Origin of the sequence: Vibrio sp. vnigr-6D03, from assembly GCF_002835515.1 — a bacterium.
In the GTDB taxonomy this organism is placed as follows: Bacteria; Pseudomonadota; Gammaproteobacteria; order Enterobacterales; family Vibrionaceae; genus Vibrio; species Vibrio penaeicida.
This window is the reverse complement of sequence record NZ_PIZL01000016.1, coordinates 267,613-285,732: the sequence shown is the minus strand read 5'-3', so window position 1 is coordinate 285,732 and position 18,120 is coordinate 267,613. Positions and strand designations below refer to the sequence as shown.

At 44.2% G+C, this 18,120-nt stretch carries 19 protein-coding genes; 7 read left to right on the top strand and 12 right to left on the bottom strand.

Features of this window, described 5'->3' with window-relative positions; genetic code table 11:
* Positions 1-90: 90 nt before the first annotated feature.
* Positions 91-729 (bottom strand): phosphoribosylglycinamide formyltransferase, encoded by a 639-nt coding sequence (gene purN / locus CW749_RS14305; RefSeq protein WP_101112928.1) that lies wholly within the window; start codon positions 727-729, stop codon positions 91-93.
* A 3-nt stretch (positions 730-732) separates the two neighbouring features.
* Positions 733-1,773 (bottom strand): phosphoribosylformylglycinamidine cyclo-ligase, encoded by a 1,041-nt coding sequence (gene purM, locus CW749_RS14300; RefSeq protein WP_101112927.1) that lies wholly within the window; start codon positions 1,771-1,773, stop codon positions 733-735.
* Positions 1,774-2,021: 248 nt separating this feature from the next.
* On the opposite strand from purM, the gene upp reads away from it, so the two are divergent.
* The gene (gene upp, locus CW749_RS14295) at positions 2,022-2,648 is read left to right on the top strand and encodes a uracil phosphoribosyltransferase (RefSeq protein ID WP_101112926.1); all 627 of its coding nucleotides are present in this window, start codon (positions 2,022-2,024) and stop codon (positions 2,646-2,648) included.
* Between the two features lie 164 nt (positions 2,649-2,812).
* Here the strand turns inward: upp and CW749_RS14290 are convergent, their stop codons facing one another.
* The 3 genes from CW749_RS14290 to CW749_RS14280 all read right to left on the bottom strand — a co-directional run bounded on the left by CW749_RS14290 (position 2,813) and on the right by CW749_RS14280 (position 5,807).
* Positions 2,813-4,198, bottom strand: a complete 1,386-nt coding sequence (locus CW749_RS14290) for a TRAP transporter large permease subunit (RefSeq protein ID WP_101112925.1) — start codon at positions 4,196-4,198, stop codon at positions 2,813-2,815.
* Complete coding sequence (locus CW749_RS14285) at positions 4,185-4,724, bottom strand: TRAP transporter small permease subunit (protein WP_343232613.1); 540 nt, start codon at positions 4,722-4,724, stop codon at positions 4,185-4,187. Before CW749_RS14285 ends, CW749_RS14290 begins: the two co-directional genes overlap by 14 nt.
* Before the next feature lie 78 nt (positions 4,725-4,802).
* On the bottom strand, positions 4,803-5,807 hold the full coding sequence (locus tag CW749_RS14280; protein WP_237322445.1) for a TRAP transporter substrate-binding protein: 1,005 nt from the start codon (positions 5,805-5,807) through the stop codon (positions 4,803-4,805).
* 214 nt (positions 5,808-6,021) lie between these two features.
* Here CW749_RS14280 and CW749_RS14275 point away from each other — a divergent pair, with 214 nt between their 5' ends.
* Both CW749_RS14275 and CW749_RS14270 read left to right on the top strand, forming a co-directional pair.
* The gene (locus tag CW749_RS14275) at positions 6,022-7,032 is read left to right on the top strand and encodes an ATP-binding protein (protein ID WP_101112923.1); all 1,011 of its coding nucleotides are present in this window, start codon (positions 6,022-6,024) and stop codon (positions 7,030-7,032) included.
* Entirely contained in the window at positions 7,029-7,655 is a 627-nt protein-coding gene (locus CW749_RS14270; protein ID WP_101112922.1) for a response regulator transcription factor, read from the top strand. The genes CW749_RS14275 and CW749_RS14270 overlap by 4 nt, the downstream gene beginning before the upstream one ends.
* A 79-nt stretch (positions 7,656-7,734) precedes the next feature.
* Here CW749_RS14270 and CW749_RS14265 read toward each other — a convergent pair whose 3' ends face one another.
* Positions 7,735-8,988 carry a uracil-xanthine permease family protein gene (locus tag CW749_RS14265; protein ID WP_101112921.1) on the bottom strand — a complete coding sequence of 418 codons (1,254 nt, stop codon included), beginning with the start codon at positions 8,986-8,988 and terminating at the stop codon, positions 7,735-7,737.
* Between the two features lie 207 nt (positions 8,989-9,195).
* On the opposite strand from CW749_RS14265, the gene CW749_RS14260 reads away from it, so the two are divergent.
* On the top strand, positions 9,196-10,536 hold the full coding sequence (locus CW749_RS14260; RefSeq protein ID WP_180958406.1) for a DUF2066 domain-containing protein: 1,341 nt from the start codon (positions 9,196-9,198) through the stop codon (positions 10,534-10,536).
* A 111-nt stretch (positions 10,537-10,647) separates the two neighbouring features.
* On the opposite strand, the gene CW749_RS14255 is transcribed toward CW749_RS14260, so the two are convergent.
* From CW749_RS14255 to CW749_RS14240, 4 genes are all read right to left on the bottom strand, one after another.
* Positions 10,648-11,064, bottom strand: coding sequence for a DUF2069 domain-containing protein (locus CW749_RS14255; protein WP_101112919.1), 417 nt, complete (start codon positions 11,062-11,064; stop codon positions 10,648-10,650).
* Positions 11,065-11,088: 24 nt separating this feature from the next.
* The gene (gene wrbA, locus CW749_RS14250; RefSeq protein ID WP_101112918.1) at positions 11,089-11,676 is read right to left on the bottom strand and encodes an NAD(P)H:quinone oxidoreductase; all 588 of its coding nucleotides are present in this window, start codon (positions 11,674-11,676) and stop codon (positions 11,089-11,091) included.
* Positions 11,673-12,023, bottom strand: coding sequence for an arsenate reductase (glutaredoxin) (gene arsC, locus CW749_RS14245; protein ID WP_101112917.1), 351 nt, complete (start codon positions 12,021-12,023; stop codon positions 11,673-11,675). The genes wrbA and arsC overlap by 4 nt, the downstream gene beginning before the upstream one ends.
* A 133-nt stretch (positions 12,024-12,156) precedes the next feature.
* A complete protein-coding gene (locus CW749_RS14240; RefSeq protein WP_101112916.1) occupies positions 12,157-13,614 on the bottom strand; it encodes a M48 family metallopeptidase in 1,458 nt (485 codons plus the stop codon).
* 234 nt (positions 13,615-13,848) lie between these two features.
* Between CW749_RS14240 and CW749_RS14235 the strand changes: the two genes are divergently transcribed.
* Positions 13,849-14,079, top strand: coding sequence for a sulfurtransferase TusA family protein (locus CW749_RS14235; protein WP_101112915.1), 231 nt, complete (start codon positions 13,849-13,851; stop codon positions 14,077-14,079).
* A complete protein-coding gene (locus CW749_RS14230; RefSeq protein ID WP_101112914.1) occupies positions 14,079-15,155 on the top strand; it encodes an AI-2E family transporter in 1,077 nt (358 codons plus the stop codon). Before CW749_RS14235 ends, CW749_RS14230 begins: the two co-directional genes overlap by 1 nt.
* Positions 15,156-15,226: 71 nt before the next feature.
* On the opposite strand, the gene CW749_RS28550 is transcribed toward CW749_RS14230, so the two are convergent.
* Positions 15,227-15,823 carry a TetR/AcrR family transcriptional regulator gene (locus CW749_RS28550; protein ID WP_101112913.1) on the bottom strand — a complete coding sequence of 199 codons (597 nt, stop codon included), beginning with the start codon at positions 15,821-15,823 and terminating at the stop codon, positions 15,227-15,229.
* Positions 15,824-15,939: 116 nt separating this feature from the next.
* Between CW749_RS28550 and CW749_RS14220 the strand changes: the two genes are divergently transcribed.
* A complete protein-coding gene (locus CW749_RS14220) occupies positions 15,940-17,142 on the top strand; it encodes an MFS transporter (RefSeq protein WP_101112912.1) in 1,203 nt (400 codons plus the stop codon).
* 196 nt (positions 17,143-17,338) lie between these two features.
* Here CW749_RS14220 and CW749_RS14215 read toward each other — a convergent pair whose 3' ends face one another.
* A complete protein-coding gene (locus CW749_RS14215; RefSeq protein ID WP_101112911.1) occupies positions 17,339-18,022 on the bottom strand; it encodes a TetR family transcriptional regulator in 684 nt (227 codons plus the stop codon).
* Positions 18,023-18,120: the final 98 nt, after the last annotated feature.

Below are 18,120 nucleotides of genomic sequence, written 5' to 3'. Positions count from 1 at the left end.
GGGTTCGTCATCAATCTGAGGTGACCGAGTGGTCACCTTTTTTCTATCAAGTATTTTCGAATAAACACTGCCAACAAACATGTTAGCAATTTATTCTTCCGCGTAGCCATTCTCGCCTAGGATATGACCATCCAAAACCGCTTTACCGTCTTGCATCGCTAATCTGTTGGTTACAAACCATTGAGCAACTAATGGGTAGATACGGTGTTCCTGAGTTTGGATACGCTCTGCTAAAGTTTCCGCTGAATCGTTTTCGAACACAGGGACTTTTGCTTGTAAAATAACCGGTCCGCCATCGAGCTCTTCTGTAACGAAGTGAACACTGGTTCCATGTTCCTCATCGCCAGCATCTATTGCACGTTGATGAGTGTTTAAACCAGGGTACTTCGGCAGAAGAGATGGGTGGATGTTGATCATCTTACCCATATAGTGACGAACAAATCCTTCACTCAGAATACGCATGTAGCCAGCAAGAATGATTAAGTCGGGTTGGTATTGGTCGATTTCGCCCATTAGCGCTAAATCGAATGCCTCACGCGACTCAAAATCTTTGTGGCTGACAGCGCGGGCATCAATCCCGCTGCGTTTTGCTCGTTCCAATCCGTAAGCGTCAGCTTTGTTAGAAAAAACGGCGCTGACTTTTCCTTCAATGCTTCCATTTTCACAGGCGTCAATCACTGCCTGTAAGTTACTGCCATTTCCGGAAATTAAGACAACGATATTTTTCATGGCTTAGCGAATCTCTACTTGCTCTTCACCAGCTGCTGCTGATGCGATTTCACCGATAACCCAAGCGTTTTCGCCTTCTGCTTTAAGCAGTTCAACTGCCGCTGCTGCTTGGTCTTTTGGTAGAGCAACAATCAGACCAACACCACAGTTGAAGGTACGGTACATTTCATGAGTTTCAACGTTGCCTTTCTCTTGTAGCCAAGAGAAAATTGCCGGCCATTCCCAGCTGTTGCCATCGACAACCGCTTTTGTGCCTTCAGGAAGAACGCGTGGGATGTTTTCCCAGAAACCACCACCTGTGATGTGCGAGATCGCGTGAATGTCGTGCTCTGCAATCATCTTAAGTGCTGATTTAATGTAAATTTTTGTTGGTTCAAGCAGTTGCTCACCAATCGTGCGTCCGTTTAGCTCTTCGCTTAAATCCGCTTCAGAAACTTCAAGAATCTTACGGACTAGAGAGTAGCCGTTTGAGTGAGGACCACTAGAGCCTACCGCAATCAGTGCATCGCCAGCGGCAACTTTAGTACCGTCGATCACTTCAGACTTTTCTACAACACCGACACAGAAGCCAGCAACGTCGTAGTCTTCGCCTTCGTACATGCCTGGCATTTCAGCGGTTTCGCCACCGATTAGCGCACAGCCTGCTTGAATACAGCCTTCGCCAATACCCGCAACTACGTCTGCTGCAGTATCAACATCTAGTTTGCCTGTTGCGTAGTAATCAAGGAAGAAAAGAGGTTCTGCACCTTGAACGATAAGATCGTTCACACACATTGCAACCAAGTCGATACCAATGGTGTCGTGTTTTTTCATATCCAATGCTAGGCGAAGTTTCGTGCCTACGCCGTCTGTTCCAGACACTAGCAGTGGTTCATTGTATTTAGTTGGTAATTCGCATAGTGCGCCAAAGCCACCAATACCGCCCATTACTTCAGGACGACGAGTGCGCTTTACCACACCTTTAATTCGGTCTACCAGAGCATTACCAGCATCAATATCTACACCAGCGTCTTTATAACTTAGAGAAGAGTTGTTACCACTCACGGGGATGTCCTCGTCATAGGTTGGATGTGAAAAACGGCGCTATTCTAACAGGGGTTGAAAAGAAAAGGAAAACGTTTGCGCAGTTTTTTTTCTTCGCGTTTTTGTCTCTCAAATCAAGCCACGTAAAGGCTGGGTACTTATTGTTTTTACAGTCAGTTAGCTAGGCAAGTAAAAGGTCTGCAACTCTGTAACTATTCCGACCAGTTAGGTATAATCTGAAAGTTTATTAAAATTTGCTGGAGTTGGAAATGAAAGTTGTTGAAGTAAAGCACCCATTAGTTAAACACAAACTGGGCTTAATGCGAGAAGGTGACATCAGCACTAAACGTTTTCGTGAGCTTGCGACTGAAGTAGGTAGCCTACTTACTTATGAAGCCACCGCGGATTTCGAAATGGAACGTGTGACGATTGAAGGGTGGAATGGTCCAGTAGAAGTGGATCAAATCAAAGGTAAAAAAGTAACGGTTGTGCCAATCCTTCGTGCAGGTCTAGGTATGATGGACGGTGTACTCGAACATATGCCAAGTGCACGCATCAGTGTTGTTGGTATCTACCGTGACGAAGAAACGCTCGAACCGGTACCGTACTTCAATAAACTGGCGTCAAATATTGATGAGCGTATTGCCTTAGTAGTCGATCCAATGCTGGCGACTGGCGGCTCGATGATTGCGACCATTGATCTTTTAAAAGAAAAAGGCTGTAAGTCGATCAAGGTACTTGTTCTGGTTGCTGCGCCTGAAGGTGTAGAAGCATTGAAAAAAGCACATCCAGAAGTGGAGCTTTACACTGCTGCGATTGATGAAAAACTTAACGACAAAGGCTACATCGTTCCTGGGCTTGGTGATGCAGGCGATAAGATTTTCGGCACTAAGTAATTAAGTAACTGTACCGTTTATTAACTCTTTTCTAGAGAAAAAATACCCAGGCTAAATGGTTAGCCTGGGTTTCCTACAAAGCGCACCAATCAATGCAGTGCCAATCGGAGCTTCGAGCCGAAGAAGTCCCCCTTCTTTCTAGTTATATCAAGCAAATAATCCGTTTAGTTATAAGCGATAGACGGTAACCACAACGCGATACTCGGCCAGAATAAAATCAATAACAATGCTAATAGTTGCAACAGAATAAATGGTATTACCCCTTTATATATATCCGACAGTTGTATCTCTGGTGGACACACTCCTTTCAAGTAAAACAGTGCGAATCCAACCGGTGGCGTTAGGAAACTGGTTTGCAACGTCATGGCGACAAGCATGACAAACCAAACCGTTGTTGGGTCATCGATGCCAGCAAATTGACCAATGTTCAGATCCAATCCCGCAACAACCGGTGCCAACAGCGGTAAAATGATCAGCGTGATTTCAATCCAATCAAGAAAAAATCCCAGAAGAAACACCATCAAAAGGATGAAAGCGATAATGCCGTAGGGACCTAAAGGGAGCTGTTGAAAGATGCTTTCAATGAACTCATCCCCCCCTAATTCTCGCAATACTAGTGAAAAGCAGGTCGCCCCAATGAAAATGGCAAAGATGTAAGCCGTGGTTTTATAGCTTTCAATGGTGACTTCTTTCAGTATTTTGAGGGAAAACCGTTTGTAGTATATAGCCAGTAAGGTTGCTCCAGCCGCACCAACACCGGATGCTTCAGTTGGTGTGGCGATACCTGCAAATATGGACCCTAACACTGCAAGAATGAGCAGTAACGTGGGGATGATTGCTTTGACGACTTGCCAGATAATTTTGAAGGATACTTTTTCAGCGGTATCCGGTAACGGCAGTGCATTGGGTTTTAGCACCCCCGAAATGAGGAGATAGAATATGTACATTGCCCCAAGTGCAAGCCCCGGGAAAACCGCCGCCATGAACAAATCACCAACCGATAATCCCAGTTGATCCGCCATGATGACCAACATGATGGATGGGGGAAGTAATATTCCAAGGCAACCAGAAGACGCAATGGTTCCGAGCGCTAAAGGTTTACTGTAGCCTTGTTTGAGCATGGAAGGCAGGGTCATCATTGCGAGTAGCACCACGGAAGCGCCAATGATTCCGGTTGATGCGGCTAAGATGATGCCAATAGAAACAACGGTAATTGCTAAGCCACCATGTACTTTTCCAAACATCGCTTGCATAGAGAGCATCAGCCGATCAGCTACCCCAGACTTGTCCAACATATTTCCCATGAAGATGAACATGGGCAAGGCGACTAGGATCCAGTTATCCATGATCTTATATAGGCGGTTAACCAAAAGCCCAAGCGTTTGAAAGTCGAGTCCCGTGATGGTATCTAGGTACAGATCTGAGAAATACGCCAGACCGCCAAATATAATGCCAATTCCACCCAGCACCCACGCCACCGGGATGCCTAAAAAAAGCAAAAGGATAAAGCTGCCGAACATGCTTATGATGAGAATTTCATTGATTTCCACGGTTGGCTCCTTTTCGAATTGTGGCAAATGAGCGAATAACCTTAGAAAGCCCCGCAAGTGCGAGTAATGAGAAGGCTAGTGGGATGGTTGATTTGATGAGCCAACGGAAGGGCAGCCCAGATGGGGCGTTAGAGCGTTCGCTTACCCGCCATGACTCATAAACAAAATCGATAGAGTGTAGGAATACAACCAGAATAAATGGCATAAGAAACAAGACGATGCTAACAATCTCTATCCAAGCTTTAGCCTTTACGCTGAAGCGATGATAAAAAATGTCAACGCGCACATGTGAATTGGTGATTTCAGCGTACGCAAGACCAAACAACACGCCAATGGCGTACAAATGCCACTGAAATTCCTCTAGTGCGATCAAGCCATGGGAAAACCCTTTTCGAAGAATAACCTGAGTTAAAATGACCAAGACTAAACCTACGTAAACCCAAGCAATGCCATGGCTTACTTTTTTTATAAACGCATCCATTCTGTCGACCATTGGAGCAGGTGCGTTAATGTGAGTACGATTCAAAACGACGAACCTTTTTGAAAAACGGTAGAAATCACTCAAGCCACAAGGGTGCGGCTTGAGTGTACTTTTCGATGGGGATTACTCTCCCGTTCTTGGTAAAAACGCTTTGTCAGACCAGACTTTGTAATTCGCACGGAACTGAGTCAGATCCGTCCATACTTTGTTGAAGAAGGCGTCTTTCTTCTGTTCTTCAACCACTTCGAGCCATGTGCTTTCGAACAGGTTCAACATGTCGTCGTTCCAATAAAGTTGTTTAACGCCGTTTTCCTGAGCTTTTATCATTGCGTCATATTGCAGCGACTCACCTTCAGCCATGGAGTAGGTCATGGATGCCATACAAACGGTTTCAACAGACGATTGTTGATCGCTGTCCATTTTGTTCCATGTGTCTTTGTTGATCAGGAGCTCCCATACTGTCGACTGTTGGTGCCAACCAGGGAAATAGTTGTATTTCACGATTTTATGGAAGCCTAAACGGTGATCGATGGCGGGCTGCGAAAACTCGGTGGCGTCAATGGCCCCCTTCTCAAGTGCCCCAAAAATCTCGCCGCCTGGCAGTTGAACGGTGCTGACACCTAGCTTCTCCATGATTTGCGCACCTAGCCCAAAGAAGCGCATATTGAGACCTTTCAGATCTTCTGGTTTATTGATGGGCTTGGCGAACCAACCAGAAGTTTCTGGTGAGTTGATTGCACAAGGCAATACTTTGACGTTGTAGCCAGCTTGGTCATACATTTCTTGGTAAAGCTTATTACCGTTACCGAAATACAGCCACGCCATATATTCTGGGGCTTCAGGACCAAAAGGGACGGCAGAAAACAACGGAGCAGCTGGAATTTTCCCTTTCCAGTAACCCGCGGTGGTATAGCCTGCATTTACTTTACCGGAAGAAACTGCATCTAAGATTTCATTGGCCGCAACCAATTTTCCCGGTTCGTAAATCTTCATTTTTACGGTACCACCTGAGGCAATGGGCAATTGCTTGGATACCCATTTCATGGGCGTACCGAGCGCAGGCAAATGAGTACCAATAGCCAGTGGGGTTTTCAGTAGAACTTTATCTGCGTGGGCAGGTAATGCCATAAACGTGGCTGTCACTGCCAATGCAATGGCCGATTTTCCGATGTGCTTTTTCATTCTTCACTCCTTGAATTAGGCGATTTTTTCGCCTTGCATGCCATGTCTTGGTTTTTATGTTACGAATATGTAAATATTTATTAAATTCGTAAGACAGCGTAATTTGTAGACGTACATTCATGGATGAAATGTACGCAGTACTACGTACAGGACGTGAAAAATGACAGAAGAAGAAAATCGATTTAAGCAGAGAACGATCGTTCTTTCTCAGATACCGATATTGCTGATGTTGATTTACATTTTGGCGCACATCTACACCGAAACCGATCCGCTGTTCACGCAAGAGTATTCGGATAAAGTGGCCAGAGCCGTTCAAGAGGAAATGGCTGAAGACACTTATATAAATAATGAATTCAAAGCCATTTCACCAGTTCAAAAACACGAGTTGGATTCCTTTCTATTGGAACTGTCCATCTTCATCTTTTTAGCCTGCGTCTTGGTTGCTGGGTGGGTCAGTGTGGTACACATCAATCGCAGTGAATTGGCCAATAAACAGCTTGTTTTGCTCAACAAACAACTCATCGACATGCAGGAAGAGGAGCGAGCACGAGTCTCTCGCGAGTTACGCGATGGAATCAATCAGATTTTAGTGTCCACCAAAATGCGTTTTGAAAATATAGAAAACGCCAACCCAAATGATCAAATCTTAATGCAAACGGACTTAGGTCGGAAAAGTGTTGATCTTGCGATGGACGAAATTCGTCGTATTTCGAAAGCGCTTCGCCCTGCTGTATTAGACGATTTTGGGCTGGTGGTCGCCATCGAGAATTTAGCAAAGGAATGCCGAACACGTTCTGGTATTGATGTGGTTTTCGAACACCAGATAGATGAAAGCCTTTGTTCTCGTAATGTCGAACACGCGCTCTACCGAGTAGCTCAAGAAGCCATTCACAATGCGGAGAAATACTCAAAATCGAACGCGATTGATATCGTCCTTCAAGAAGAGAAATCTCAAATTGTTTTCACAGTGGCGGATGACGGTAAAGGGTTTGACCTATCAGATGTAGAAAATCGAAATAAGACCATTGAATCAGGTATGGGGCTGACCAACATCCGTAAACGAATAGAATTGATTGGTGGACAACTAGAAGTGAGCAGCGACCCAGATGATGGAACGGAAATTCGGGTGACCTTTGCGATTTCAATGGACGATGAAAGGAACGAAGTATGACTACGATTGTATTAGCGGATGATCATACGTTGCTCCAAGACGCATTAGTTGAGCGTTTACGCCGTGAGGAACAGTTTTCAATTGTCGGCACCGCTGAGAATGGGGTAGAAGCCGTTGAAGTGACGTTGGAAAAAGAGCCCGATATTTTGATTACCGACATTTCAATGGAAAAAATGACAGGAATCGAAGTACTCGAAACCTTGAATAAGCAGGGTGCAAATTCAAAAGTGGTCATTTTGAGCATGCACAAAGAAGAAGAATACGTCATGTCGGCCATTAAATGTGGAGCGAGTGGCTACATTTGCAAAGACATTTCTTCGAATGAACTGATTAAAGCATTGGAGGTGATTGCGAGTGGCGGGACCTTCTTTAGCAAAGGTATTTCAGAGCAACTGTTTCAAGCATTCAGTCAACATGACGACCACGTAAATACGCAACTAACCCCGCGAGAAAAGGACGTTTTGCTGTTGATTGCGGAAGGGGAGTGCAACAAATCTGTCGCCAATACCTTGTGCATTAGCGTCCGAACGGTTGAGACACATCGATTGCGAGTGAAAAAGAAACTGAACATCAAAACAACGGCGGGATTAGTGAAATACTGTTTAAGTCAGGGGTGGCTATAGAGTTTCTACCTTTGCCAGCACTAAGAAGGAAATAGAGGCAGTCATTCATTACTGCCTCTATTTGTTATCAGATGCTTGGCTATTTACTTGTTTCTTCTTCCATCTGAGCGTTATCTACGACATGAGATTCACCCATGTCTTCAGGTAAAATTAGGTTTAACGCAATGGCCACGATACCGCATAAGCTCACGCCTTGAAGGCTGAACTCACCAACCCCAAAAGCCATTCCGCCAATACCAAAGACTAACGTCACCGCGACAATCACTAGGTTTCGGGATTTGTGGAGATCAACGTGATTTTTAATCAGCGTATTCAAACCGACTGTGGCGATGGAGCCGAACAGTAGAATCATAATGCCGCCCATCACTGGAACGGGGATGGTTTGTAGCAGAGCGCCTAGTTTTCCTACCAGTGCAAGAACAATCGCGGTTACCGCTGCCCAAGTCATGATGACTGGATTGTAAGCTTTAGTCAGCATCACTGCGCCAGTCACTTCACTGTACGTTGTGTTTGGTGGAGCACCCACCATAGAAGCCGCCATGGTAGCGACACCGTCCCCAGCAATGGTGCGGTGAAGCCCTGGCTTCTTGAGGTAATCTTTTCCAGTCACATTGGAAATGGCGAGCATGTCACCCACGTGCTCAACCGCTGGCGCAATGGCGACCGGGATCATGAAAAGAATCGCATTAATGTTGAACTCTGGCGTTGTGAAATTGGGAAGGGAAAGCCAGCTTGCTTGAGCAACAGGCGTAAAGTCGACGACTCCGTACAGTAAGCTGAGCGAGTACCCGACAGCGATGCCTCCAAAAATAGGCAGCAACTTTAAGAAGCCCTTGGCAAAAACACTGATAGCAATGGTGGTGGCTAGAGAAGCAGAAGCAATAATAAGGGCGGTATTACCATCGATAAGCTGAACCGCTCCATCGCCCGTTTTCCCTAAAGCCATATTGACCGCGACTGGTGCAAGCCCCAATCCAATCACCATAATAACCGGACCAACAACGACGGGAGGTAACAGTTTATGGACGATTCCAACGCCCCTCAGTTTGATCACCGCTCCTAGTGCGACGTAAACCAAACCTGCACACATAAGCCCACCCATGGTGGATGCAATCCCCCACGTTTGTACGCCATACATGATTGGGGCAATAAACGCGAAAGAGGATGCAAGGAAAATAGGAACGGTGCGGCGAGTGATAAATTGGAATAAAAGGGTGCCTACGCCTGCGCCGAACAGAGCCACACTAGGGTCGAGCCCAGTGAGTAAGGGGACGAGCACGAGTGCGCCAAATGCGACAAAGAGCATTTGGGTACCTTGGAGTATTTGAGTCATGATTCTCTTCCATTTTTAAAATTTGCAGGATTTTATCACTAAGAAAACGATTGCATTGATAAACGGGTCAAAAAATATCTATAGATCTTGTATACAGGGGTAATTATTCCAGTGAAGGGGGATGTCACTGTATTCGCGATGTTTCCTTGCTCCGGCATTGAGAGTTGCTTATCATTTGAGGTTCATTCACGTTGTGACAGAGAATTTATGAATCGGATAGCTTGTTTGTTGTTAAGTTTGCTGGCTTTTCCTGGCTTTGCTTTAACTAAAGTGGACGTATTCCAATCTGAAATTGTATTGACTGAAGAAGAAAATGCAGAGGATCTTGCGAAAGCTCAAGGGTTAGAGCAGGTTCTTATTAAGGCATCTGGACAAAAAACCGTTGCCAGTAATCCGGTTATCGAAAAAGCGAAAAAGAGCACAGGCCCTTATCTTTTTCAAATTAGCTTCGGACAATTAGATGGGCAAGAAACGTTAAAAGTCGCTTTTAGTCCAAGACAAATTCAGGGGTTATTGACTCAGGCGGGCTTGCCATATTGGTCTGAAAATCGCGCTTCCATTTTAATGTGGATTATTGAAGAAGATCGCTATGAACGCCAAATAGTGTGGGAGCAGAGTGGCTCTAACGTTACTAAACTGTTGAACCAATATGCCGATTCTCGAGGCTTACCCATTACCGTACCAGTTGGTGACTTTGATGATGTAACAGGAATCTCTGCACCGGAGATCTGGGGAGCCTTTGTTGAACCAATCAGTAGAGCCAGCTCACGTTATCCTGCGGATGCGGTATTGGTTCTCCGGGTACAACACTTAAGCTCAGGCAGAGCGTCTGTGCGTTGGACTTTGTTTGACCAATCGCCGGAGCAAATGCTTGGTTCTCAGCAATCTCCTATGTCGGGGCAGGAGCGAGGTGAATTTAACTCTACACTGCAAACTGTGGTAGATAGCATCAGCGATTACTTTGCGAGTAAAAGTGCGGTTCAGGTTTCGGATGTATCGACAGAAAGCGTGACAGTTCAATTTTTGGACGTTAAAAGTTCACGCGATTTCTTCCAATTGGAGTCTTTGTTTGAAGGCTTGAACTCGGTTGCATCGACAGAGATTTTAAAAATCAAAGGCAACGATGTCACTTTTAAAGTCAATTTACTTGCTCCAGTTGTAGATTTTCAGCGTGAGTTAGAAAACTTTAAACAAGTGAGAGCGTTTACTTTGGACGCTTATGTTGAAAATGAAGAAGAGCAACTAGTTGAAAGTACGCCAGTAGAATCGACCGATCCTCAAACAGCCGAACCTGAATTGGTCGCACCCGAAATCGCCGATGAGGGAGCAGTGGAAACAGACGTAGCTATAAGTGAAATGACAGAACAGCTAGTCAGCGATGAGCTTTCAGTAGAAGGGGATACGTCAGAAGCCCCTTTACAAACAGGTGATACAGCGACCGATGAGTCGTCTACTATTGATGGCGTTTCAAGCATTAGTGCTGAAGTCGTCGAAGAAGCGACTCCTGAAGAAAAAGCGGACTTGGTGTATGAGTGGCTTGGTCTTTAAAAGAAGTTCGCACACAATAGAATTACATGCATAAAAAAGAAGAGCTTCCGATGGGGAGCTCTTCTTTTTTTGATGCTTGATTGACTACTCAAGCATTAACTCTTCAAATCTCTACTGCTCAAAACGTGCTTTTTCTTGTTTCTCTACTTCAGAAAGCTTCGTGAGTTTTAGGCCTAATTCTTTCCCTCTTTGCCGCGCATAAAGGGTGTTTCCTACAAAGGCAATAGTGGTTAATAAAAGCTCCACTACCGCAAGCCATCGCTCGCCTTCATTAACATACAAAATGGTCAGCGCATGCAGAAAATACAACATCAAAACAAAATTAGCCCATGCGTGTGTGTAAGGCTTACCTGCTAAAATACCCGGTAAGGGCAGTAGCAGTGGGACACACCATGCAAGTGCGAGTGTTACGCTATTGATATGAGGATGAGGAGATAGGCTGATCTGCCATAAAGCAACCCAGCCTAAAAGACCAATGTTTCCAGCTAACGCTAAGTATCGATACTTAATGGATTGAGATTCCGTCATACAGAGTCCTTAGGGCGATGAACCCTAGCTTTTCAGTTTTTTTGCACACTCTGCCAGACGTTTTCCAAGAGCAAAAGCTAACTGCCCTTCATCTGACTGGTTTGATTGTATCTGACTACCAATAGTGGATGCACCATAAGGAGTACCACCTTGTGATGTAGTGTGCAAAGCGGGCTCAGAATAAGGAATACCCAATAACATCATGCCGTGATGAAACAACGGAAGCATCATACTTTGAAGTGTTGTCTCTTGACCGCCGTGCATGGAAGAGGAAGACGTAAATACGCAAGCGGGTTTATCGATGAGATCGCCACCTATCCAAAGAGGGGTGGAGGTGTCCCAGAAATGTTTGAGTGGTGCCGCCATGTTTCCAAACCAAACAGGGCTACCCATCGCTAGGCCATCGCAGGCTTTTAACTCGTCAAACGTGAGAATAGGGTCGTCTGGTTCAGCGAGCGCACCTGAATTAACGGAATTGTCTGAAATTTCGTTGACTGTTCGGAGCAGCGCTTCGCACTGTTCAACAGAGGCAATGCCACGGGCAATCTGGCGAGCCAGCTTTTTGGTGCTTCCGTGGCGGCTGTAATAAAGGACAACAACCTTTATGCTCATAAAATTTCCAGAACCTGTTCTGGTGGTCGGCCAAGACGAGCAGCGTCGCCTTTAATGACAATAGGGCGCTCAATCAATTTAGGATTTTCGACCATAGCTTCAAAGAGTTGCTCATCAGTGAGAGACTCATCGCCTAAACTTAATTCTTTGTATATTGACTCTTTGGTTCGCATCATATCTCGTACGGAACTCAGACCCAGCTGCGCGTAAACGGTTTTCAGTTGATCAACACTTAAAGGGGTTTCCAGATACTTTATGACGTCTGGTGTAATGCCTTTTTCTTCAAGTAAAGCAAGTGTTTGTCGGCTTTTTGAGCAGCGAGGGTTGTGATAAATCGATACTGACATGTTGATTCCTTATTAACTTTTTACCTTGCACACAGCTTGAATTTACAGACGGTGAGTTCTCAGGCTGTGGTGCTTATGTTTTCTAAGTGCCTATGTTTTCTAAGTGCCTATGTTTTCTAAGTGCTTATGTTTTCTAATTTTGAAGGGCGTAAAAGCGGTCGCGTTGTAGCCCAAGTTGGTCAATTCTCGCGTCATATCGCGCCTGTTTTAGGCTTCCAAGTTCTACCAGCTTACTGGCTTCGGCATAGAAACTGATGGCTTGCTTCCAATCCGCTTTGAGAGCAAAAATCTCGCCTCGCGCTGCTGCCTCTTCGTCTCGTTTACCTTGCTGAGCGGTAGAATCTGCAAGCATTGCCCAGCCGTTTACGTCTTCTGGGTGAGAATGTGTGTAACGCTGTAATAGCCGAGTTGCTTCATCGTACCTTTCGCTTTCAACCAACAAGTTAGCGTAGTTGATTTCAAGTACAGGGTTGTTCGGCTTTTTATCCAGCGCTCTTTTTAGCATAGCCAGCCCTTTATCGTATTCTTTTTTATATAAATACAAGTCTGAAAGCGCATCTAAATAAAAATTGTTGTTTGGATCTTGTTTGTCTAACTGGACTAACAGCGTTTCTGCTTCATCCAGTTTTTTCATATCGAGCAATGCGAGGGCTTTACCGTATTTTAATGTCGGTACGATGTCTCGATGAGCTTTCTTAAGCCTTCTGTCCATCCAATCTATGGCTGCTTCACTATCAATGCCAGCGTGCCGTGCAATGATTCGTGCTCTGGCTAAGTTGTATTCGATAGATGGACCTAACCGTTTTGGAGGCATGCTCTGTGCTCGCGCACGCGAATCCGTAATTCGGTCTTCAGGTAATGGGTGCGTCAGTAGCATTGGAGGTGGCTTACTCACGTAACGAAACTCATCCGCCAATCGACCAAAGAATTGCGGCATAGCTTGGGGATCGAAACCCGCTTTAGACATGGTGACAATACCAAAGCGATCGGCTTCTTTTTCATTAGAGCGAGTGTAGTTAATTTGGCTTTGAATCATCCCTGCTTGAGTGGCAGCAATGGCAGCAATGCCCGCTTGAGGTGCGGCAACAGCTAGTAATAAAGAACCTACCAATGCAGCGATGGTAGCAGGAGAACGACGAGCTTGATCTTCCATCGCTCTCGCGAGATGGCGCTGAGTGATGTGTGCGATTTCGTGTGCAAGTACTGAAGCTAATTCGCTTTCTGTTTGTGCATGTAGGAACAGACCAGAATGGAGTGCAACGTATCCACCAAAAAAGGCAAAGGCGTTGATGTCTCTATCTTGGATAAGGAAGAAGTTAAACTGTGTTTTTACGTCGTTGGCATTAGCAACGAGTTGATGACCAATGGTACTAATGTATTCGTTTAATACTGGGTCATTAACGATGGGTTGGCTTCTACGCAACATGCGCATGTAAGCGTCGCCATACAATGATTCCTGATCGATCGTCAGTGTCGAGGCAGCAGCCGTTCCTATATCTGGTAATTCATACCCCGAATTCTGCGCCAGAGTTGGCTGACTCAGAAGAGCTGCCATGCTGAGGTACAGGGTTGAACGAGTAAATTTAAACATTCTGCTCCACTACATTGTCATTTTTATGTCGTATCGTGTAATTGGACTGTTGAACACAGATATGGTTCGCCTATCAATTTTTGATTGCTATTTATTTCATCAATGGGCGCAGTTTAAAACATAAAGAGCTCAAACATTTCGGTATGATCATCTCCACTTCTGCGAATGAAGTGGGAGACCATAGGTCCAAATGCTATTACAATACAGGCACAATAGTAAGTATTGGTGCTAAGAATGAACAGCTACACGCTTGATTTATGTGAAGAACGCTGCCCAATGGCGTTGCTTCTAGCGAAGCGTCGCGCAGCAAGCTTAAAAGAGAAAGAGACCTTAGTCATTCAAGTGCATGATAAAAGCTCAATACAAGATATGATACGATACTTTTCTTCATCCCTCTTTTCGGTCCATTTGGAAGAGAATGAGTGTGTGTCCACTTTAACCGTAGTAAGAGAGAGCGATTCATAATGTTCGATATGGTCAGCCGCTGGTATAAGCGACGTTTTTCCGACCCTCACGCAGTCAGCTTGGTTGCTATTCTTCTGTTTGGCTTTGCCACTATCTACTTTTTCGGACACTTAATTGCGCCGCTACTAGTCGCAATAGTGATCGCTTACTTGCTGGAATGGCCGGTAATGCAAATGATCCGTTTGGGGCTGCCTCGTGCGGCGGCTGTGCCTATTGTGGTGTTGGCTTTCTTAGGCCTTATGCTGATGGCTGTTTTTGGTTTAATGCCAACCATATGGAGCCAAGTGGGTAACTTGATTAATGATATCCCGAATATGTATAACGGGCTTCAAGGTTTTATCGCTTCTATTCCAGAACAGTATCCAGAGTTGGCAAACCTCCAAATTGTCGAATCGATTGTTTCAAATGCTAAGAACAAAGTTCTTGGCTTAGGTGAAAGCGTAGTGAAAGGGTCACTGGCTTCACTCGTTAGTATTGCAACACTTGCGGTTTACCTAATCTTAGTGCCCTTATTGGTGTTCTTTTTGTTGAAAGACAAAGCAGAAATGATGTCGATGTTGAGTGGCTTTCTACCTGAAAATAGACGTTTAGCGACCAAAGTTTGGCGCGAGATGAACCAACAAATTTCGAATTACATTCGCGGAAAAGTGATGGAAATCTTAATTGTTGGCGGTGTCAGTTACGTGACGTTTGCCATTCTCGATCTGAGATATTCCGTTTTACTAGCAGTGGCGGTGGGTTTGTCTGTGCTGATTCCTTATATTGGTGCGGCGGCAGTTACTGTGCCGGTGGCCATTGTCGGGTTGTTCCAGTGGGGGTTAACACCACAGTTTTACTGGCTTCTTGTTGCGTATGGCATCATTCAAGCGCTTGATGGCAACGTACTGGTTCCAGTGTTGTTTTCTGAAGCAGTGAATTTGCACCCAGTCGCTATCATTGTTTCAGTTTTGGTGTTTGGCGGGCTTTGGGGTTTTTGGGGCGTTTTCTTCGCTATTCCATTGGCGACCTTGGTAAAAGCCGTCATTAACGCGCTGCCCAATACGGAATCAAAAGCCCCAATACCCAAAGCGGAATAGAAAGCATCTAAATTTAAATGACCCCAGCAGTTGTATAAAACTTCTGGGGTCTTTTTATATCTGACGAATATCTAGTTATTTGAAGTGGTAAGCCCTTGAATTAAAATATCAAGACTAGCTATAGCTGCATCTAACGATTCTTGATTATCTTCACTTTCCGCAATCCATAAAGCCGTATCCATCAAACCACCATTGATGAACCTTGCGAGTAATTCTGGTGAAGCTTTGTTTATTACACCTTGTTCCATCAATTGTCGAAGCATGAACGCTATCGAATTAACACATTGTAATCGCATACTTTGTATATGGTCAGCATCTAATACAGAGGGAGCATCTCGTAACATGATCCGCTGAACTTCGGGTTCGATAGCCATTCTTAAATAAGCATGACATCTACCTACGAAAGCGTCCCATAAATTGGGAGATACAGAAGAAACTTCTGCAAGCCTTGCATCTAATTCTTCATCTAACTGCTCCAATACAGCCTTAAATAGACCCTTTTTATCGCCGAAGTGATGATAAAGCGCACCTCTCGTAAGCCCTGCTTGAGATGTAAGTTCATCCATCACCGTGTTGGCATAGCCGACAGTACCAAACTGTCTACGAGCTGTTGTAATCAGCTTAATACGGGTTTCTTCCATCATTTTTTCGCGGCTTTTACGATTCATAATCTCGAACTCTATTAAGAAATTAGTTGCATTTATAATTGATATACGTAGTGTATGTCAAAGTAATTGACATACGTGGCGTATGTCAATGTGTTATCAAAAATTTTGGAGGTTTTATGGCTAATCCATATAAGGAGTTGTTTAGTACTCCGGGAACAATTGCCTTTTCTTTTTCAGGTTTAATTGCTCGAATGCCAATATCAATGACTGGAATAGGAATCATCACTATGCTCTCTCAGCTTCGAGATTCTTATTGGTTGGCTGGGGCAGTCGCAGCTACTTTCACGTTGACTATGGCATTGGTCGCTCCGCAGATATCGCGTGCTGTTGACAGATATGGTCAAAGCCGAGTTTTACCAATAGCGACGGCTATAAGTGTGGTTTCTCTGTTTGCGCTTTTATTTTGTACTTACTACAAACTGCCGGACTGGACCCTTTTTGCATGTGCAGTTTGCTCCGGAGTAATGCCCAGCATGCCCGCAATGGTCAGAGCGCGCTGGACCGAAATCTATCGTGGGAGCCCTAAACTTCATACTGCATATTCTTTTGAATCTGTTCTTGATGAGGTGTGCTTTATTTTAGGTCCCCCGCTATCTGTTGGGTTGAGTGTTGCATTGTTCCCAGAAGCGGGTCCCTTACTATCTATTGCTTTTCTTGTTGTAGGCGTAAGTATCTTTATTTTGCAAAAAAGCACGGAACCTCCAGTACATCTAGAGGAGTCTCAGAACAGTGAGTCTGCATTACGACCACTCCCAATGAAAATGCTAGTATTGGCTCTTGTATCATTGGGAACAATTGTTGGTGCTATTGATGTGATAAGTGTTGCGTTTGCGGAAGCAAAAGGTGAGCCGGTATCTGCAAGTATTGTTCTTTCGGTTTATGCTGTGGGTTCGTGTTTAGCTGGTCTCGCATTTGGTACCATTAAGTTTAAGATTTCCTTACCTAAGCAATTCTTAATAGCATCATTTGCTACTGCTTTGATGACCCTACCTTTGTTGTTTGTGAATAGCATTTTCACCTTGTCATTATCGGTATTTTTTGCAGGAATCTTCTTTGCTCCGACTATGATTATTGCCATGGGTCTGGTAGAGAACATCGTATCCTCTTCGAAGCTTACCGAGGGTTTAACGTGGATGATCACTGGACTCGGGATTGGTGTTTCAATGGGGGCAGCGTTATCAGGCTGGATTATAGATGAGTATGGAGTATACGGTGGATTTCAAATTACATTGATTGCAGGAGCCGCTGTATTTTTTGTTGCCTTGATGTGCCATCAATTACTAAGTAAAAAGTATTACCTACAAGCATCAAATGGATAAATCCTATTGATACATAGTGTCTTTCTATTAGGCTTATTGAATTAAGATGTGGTTTTACACATCCACCATCTAAAAAATTAGGGGGTGGATGTGTGTTTAGTTATGTCAACATGAGTGTAGTATTATGAATTTTTTGGATCAGAGTAGAAGTATTTATCTATAAAAATATATTCTTAAGTGTACTGCGTGTTCATTGTTATTGTACTTCTATTTGGTGATTAGGCTGAAAGTTGCATGAGTCTTCCAATACTTCAAACACCTCCTTTAATATATCTGAGTAAGGTCTTTCTCGACCTTGAATTTTCCATGCCTGGTGAGCACTTTGGTAAGCTAAATCTAAGAAGTTGGCCACTATCATAGGGCGAAAGTCTTTTGACACATCTACATTCATCCTGTCTGCGAAGAAGCATGCAATATCTTTGATTCTGTCTTGCCCCTTAGATAAATTAAACGCTCTAATAACTGGGTTGTTTCGAAGCAAATTTTGCAGATTCATAAATCGATCTGCGTCGAAACCATAAGAGCATTCTTCACAGCCTTTCACTGCGCGGACAGATGCATTTTTTAGCGCTGTAATAATTGCTTCATCTTGTGGTCGTGCTCTCAATTGCTCCATTAATTCTTTGTGCTCAGCTTCTTGGTAGTCCAAAAGCACGTCTTCTTTAGAAGAGAAATACCTAAAAAATGTCCTTACAGAAACATCAACGGCTTCAGTAATATCTTCTATTCGGGTTTCATCAAATCCTTTTGCTTCAAATAATTCGTAAGCTGCTTTGATAAGGGAATCCCTCATCATTCTTTTTTTACGCTCACGTCGCCCTTCTGAAATGTTGTTTTCTTTATTTTTTTCAATGGTTAATGAGTTTTTCTTATCGTTCATATTAGTTTCTTCCAACTCAGCATGCTATATGATTTGTCATCATACCTAATTTTCGAATAAGTGATAAATTGTAACATAAATGCCATATGGTTAACTAT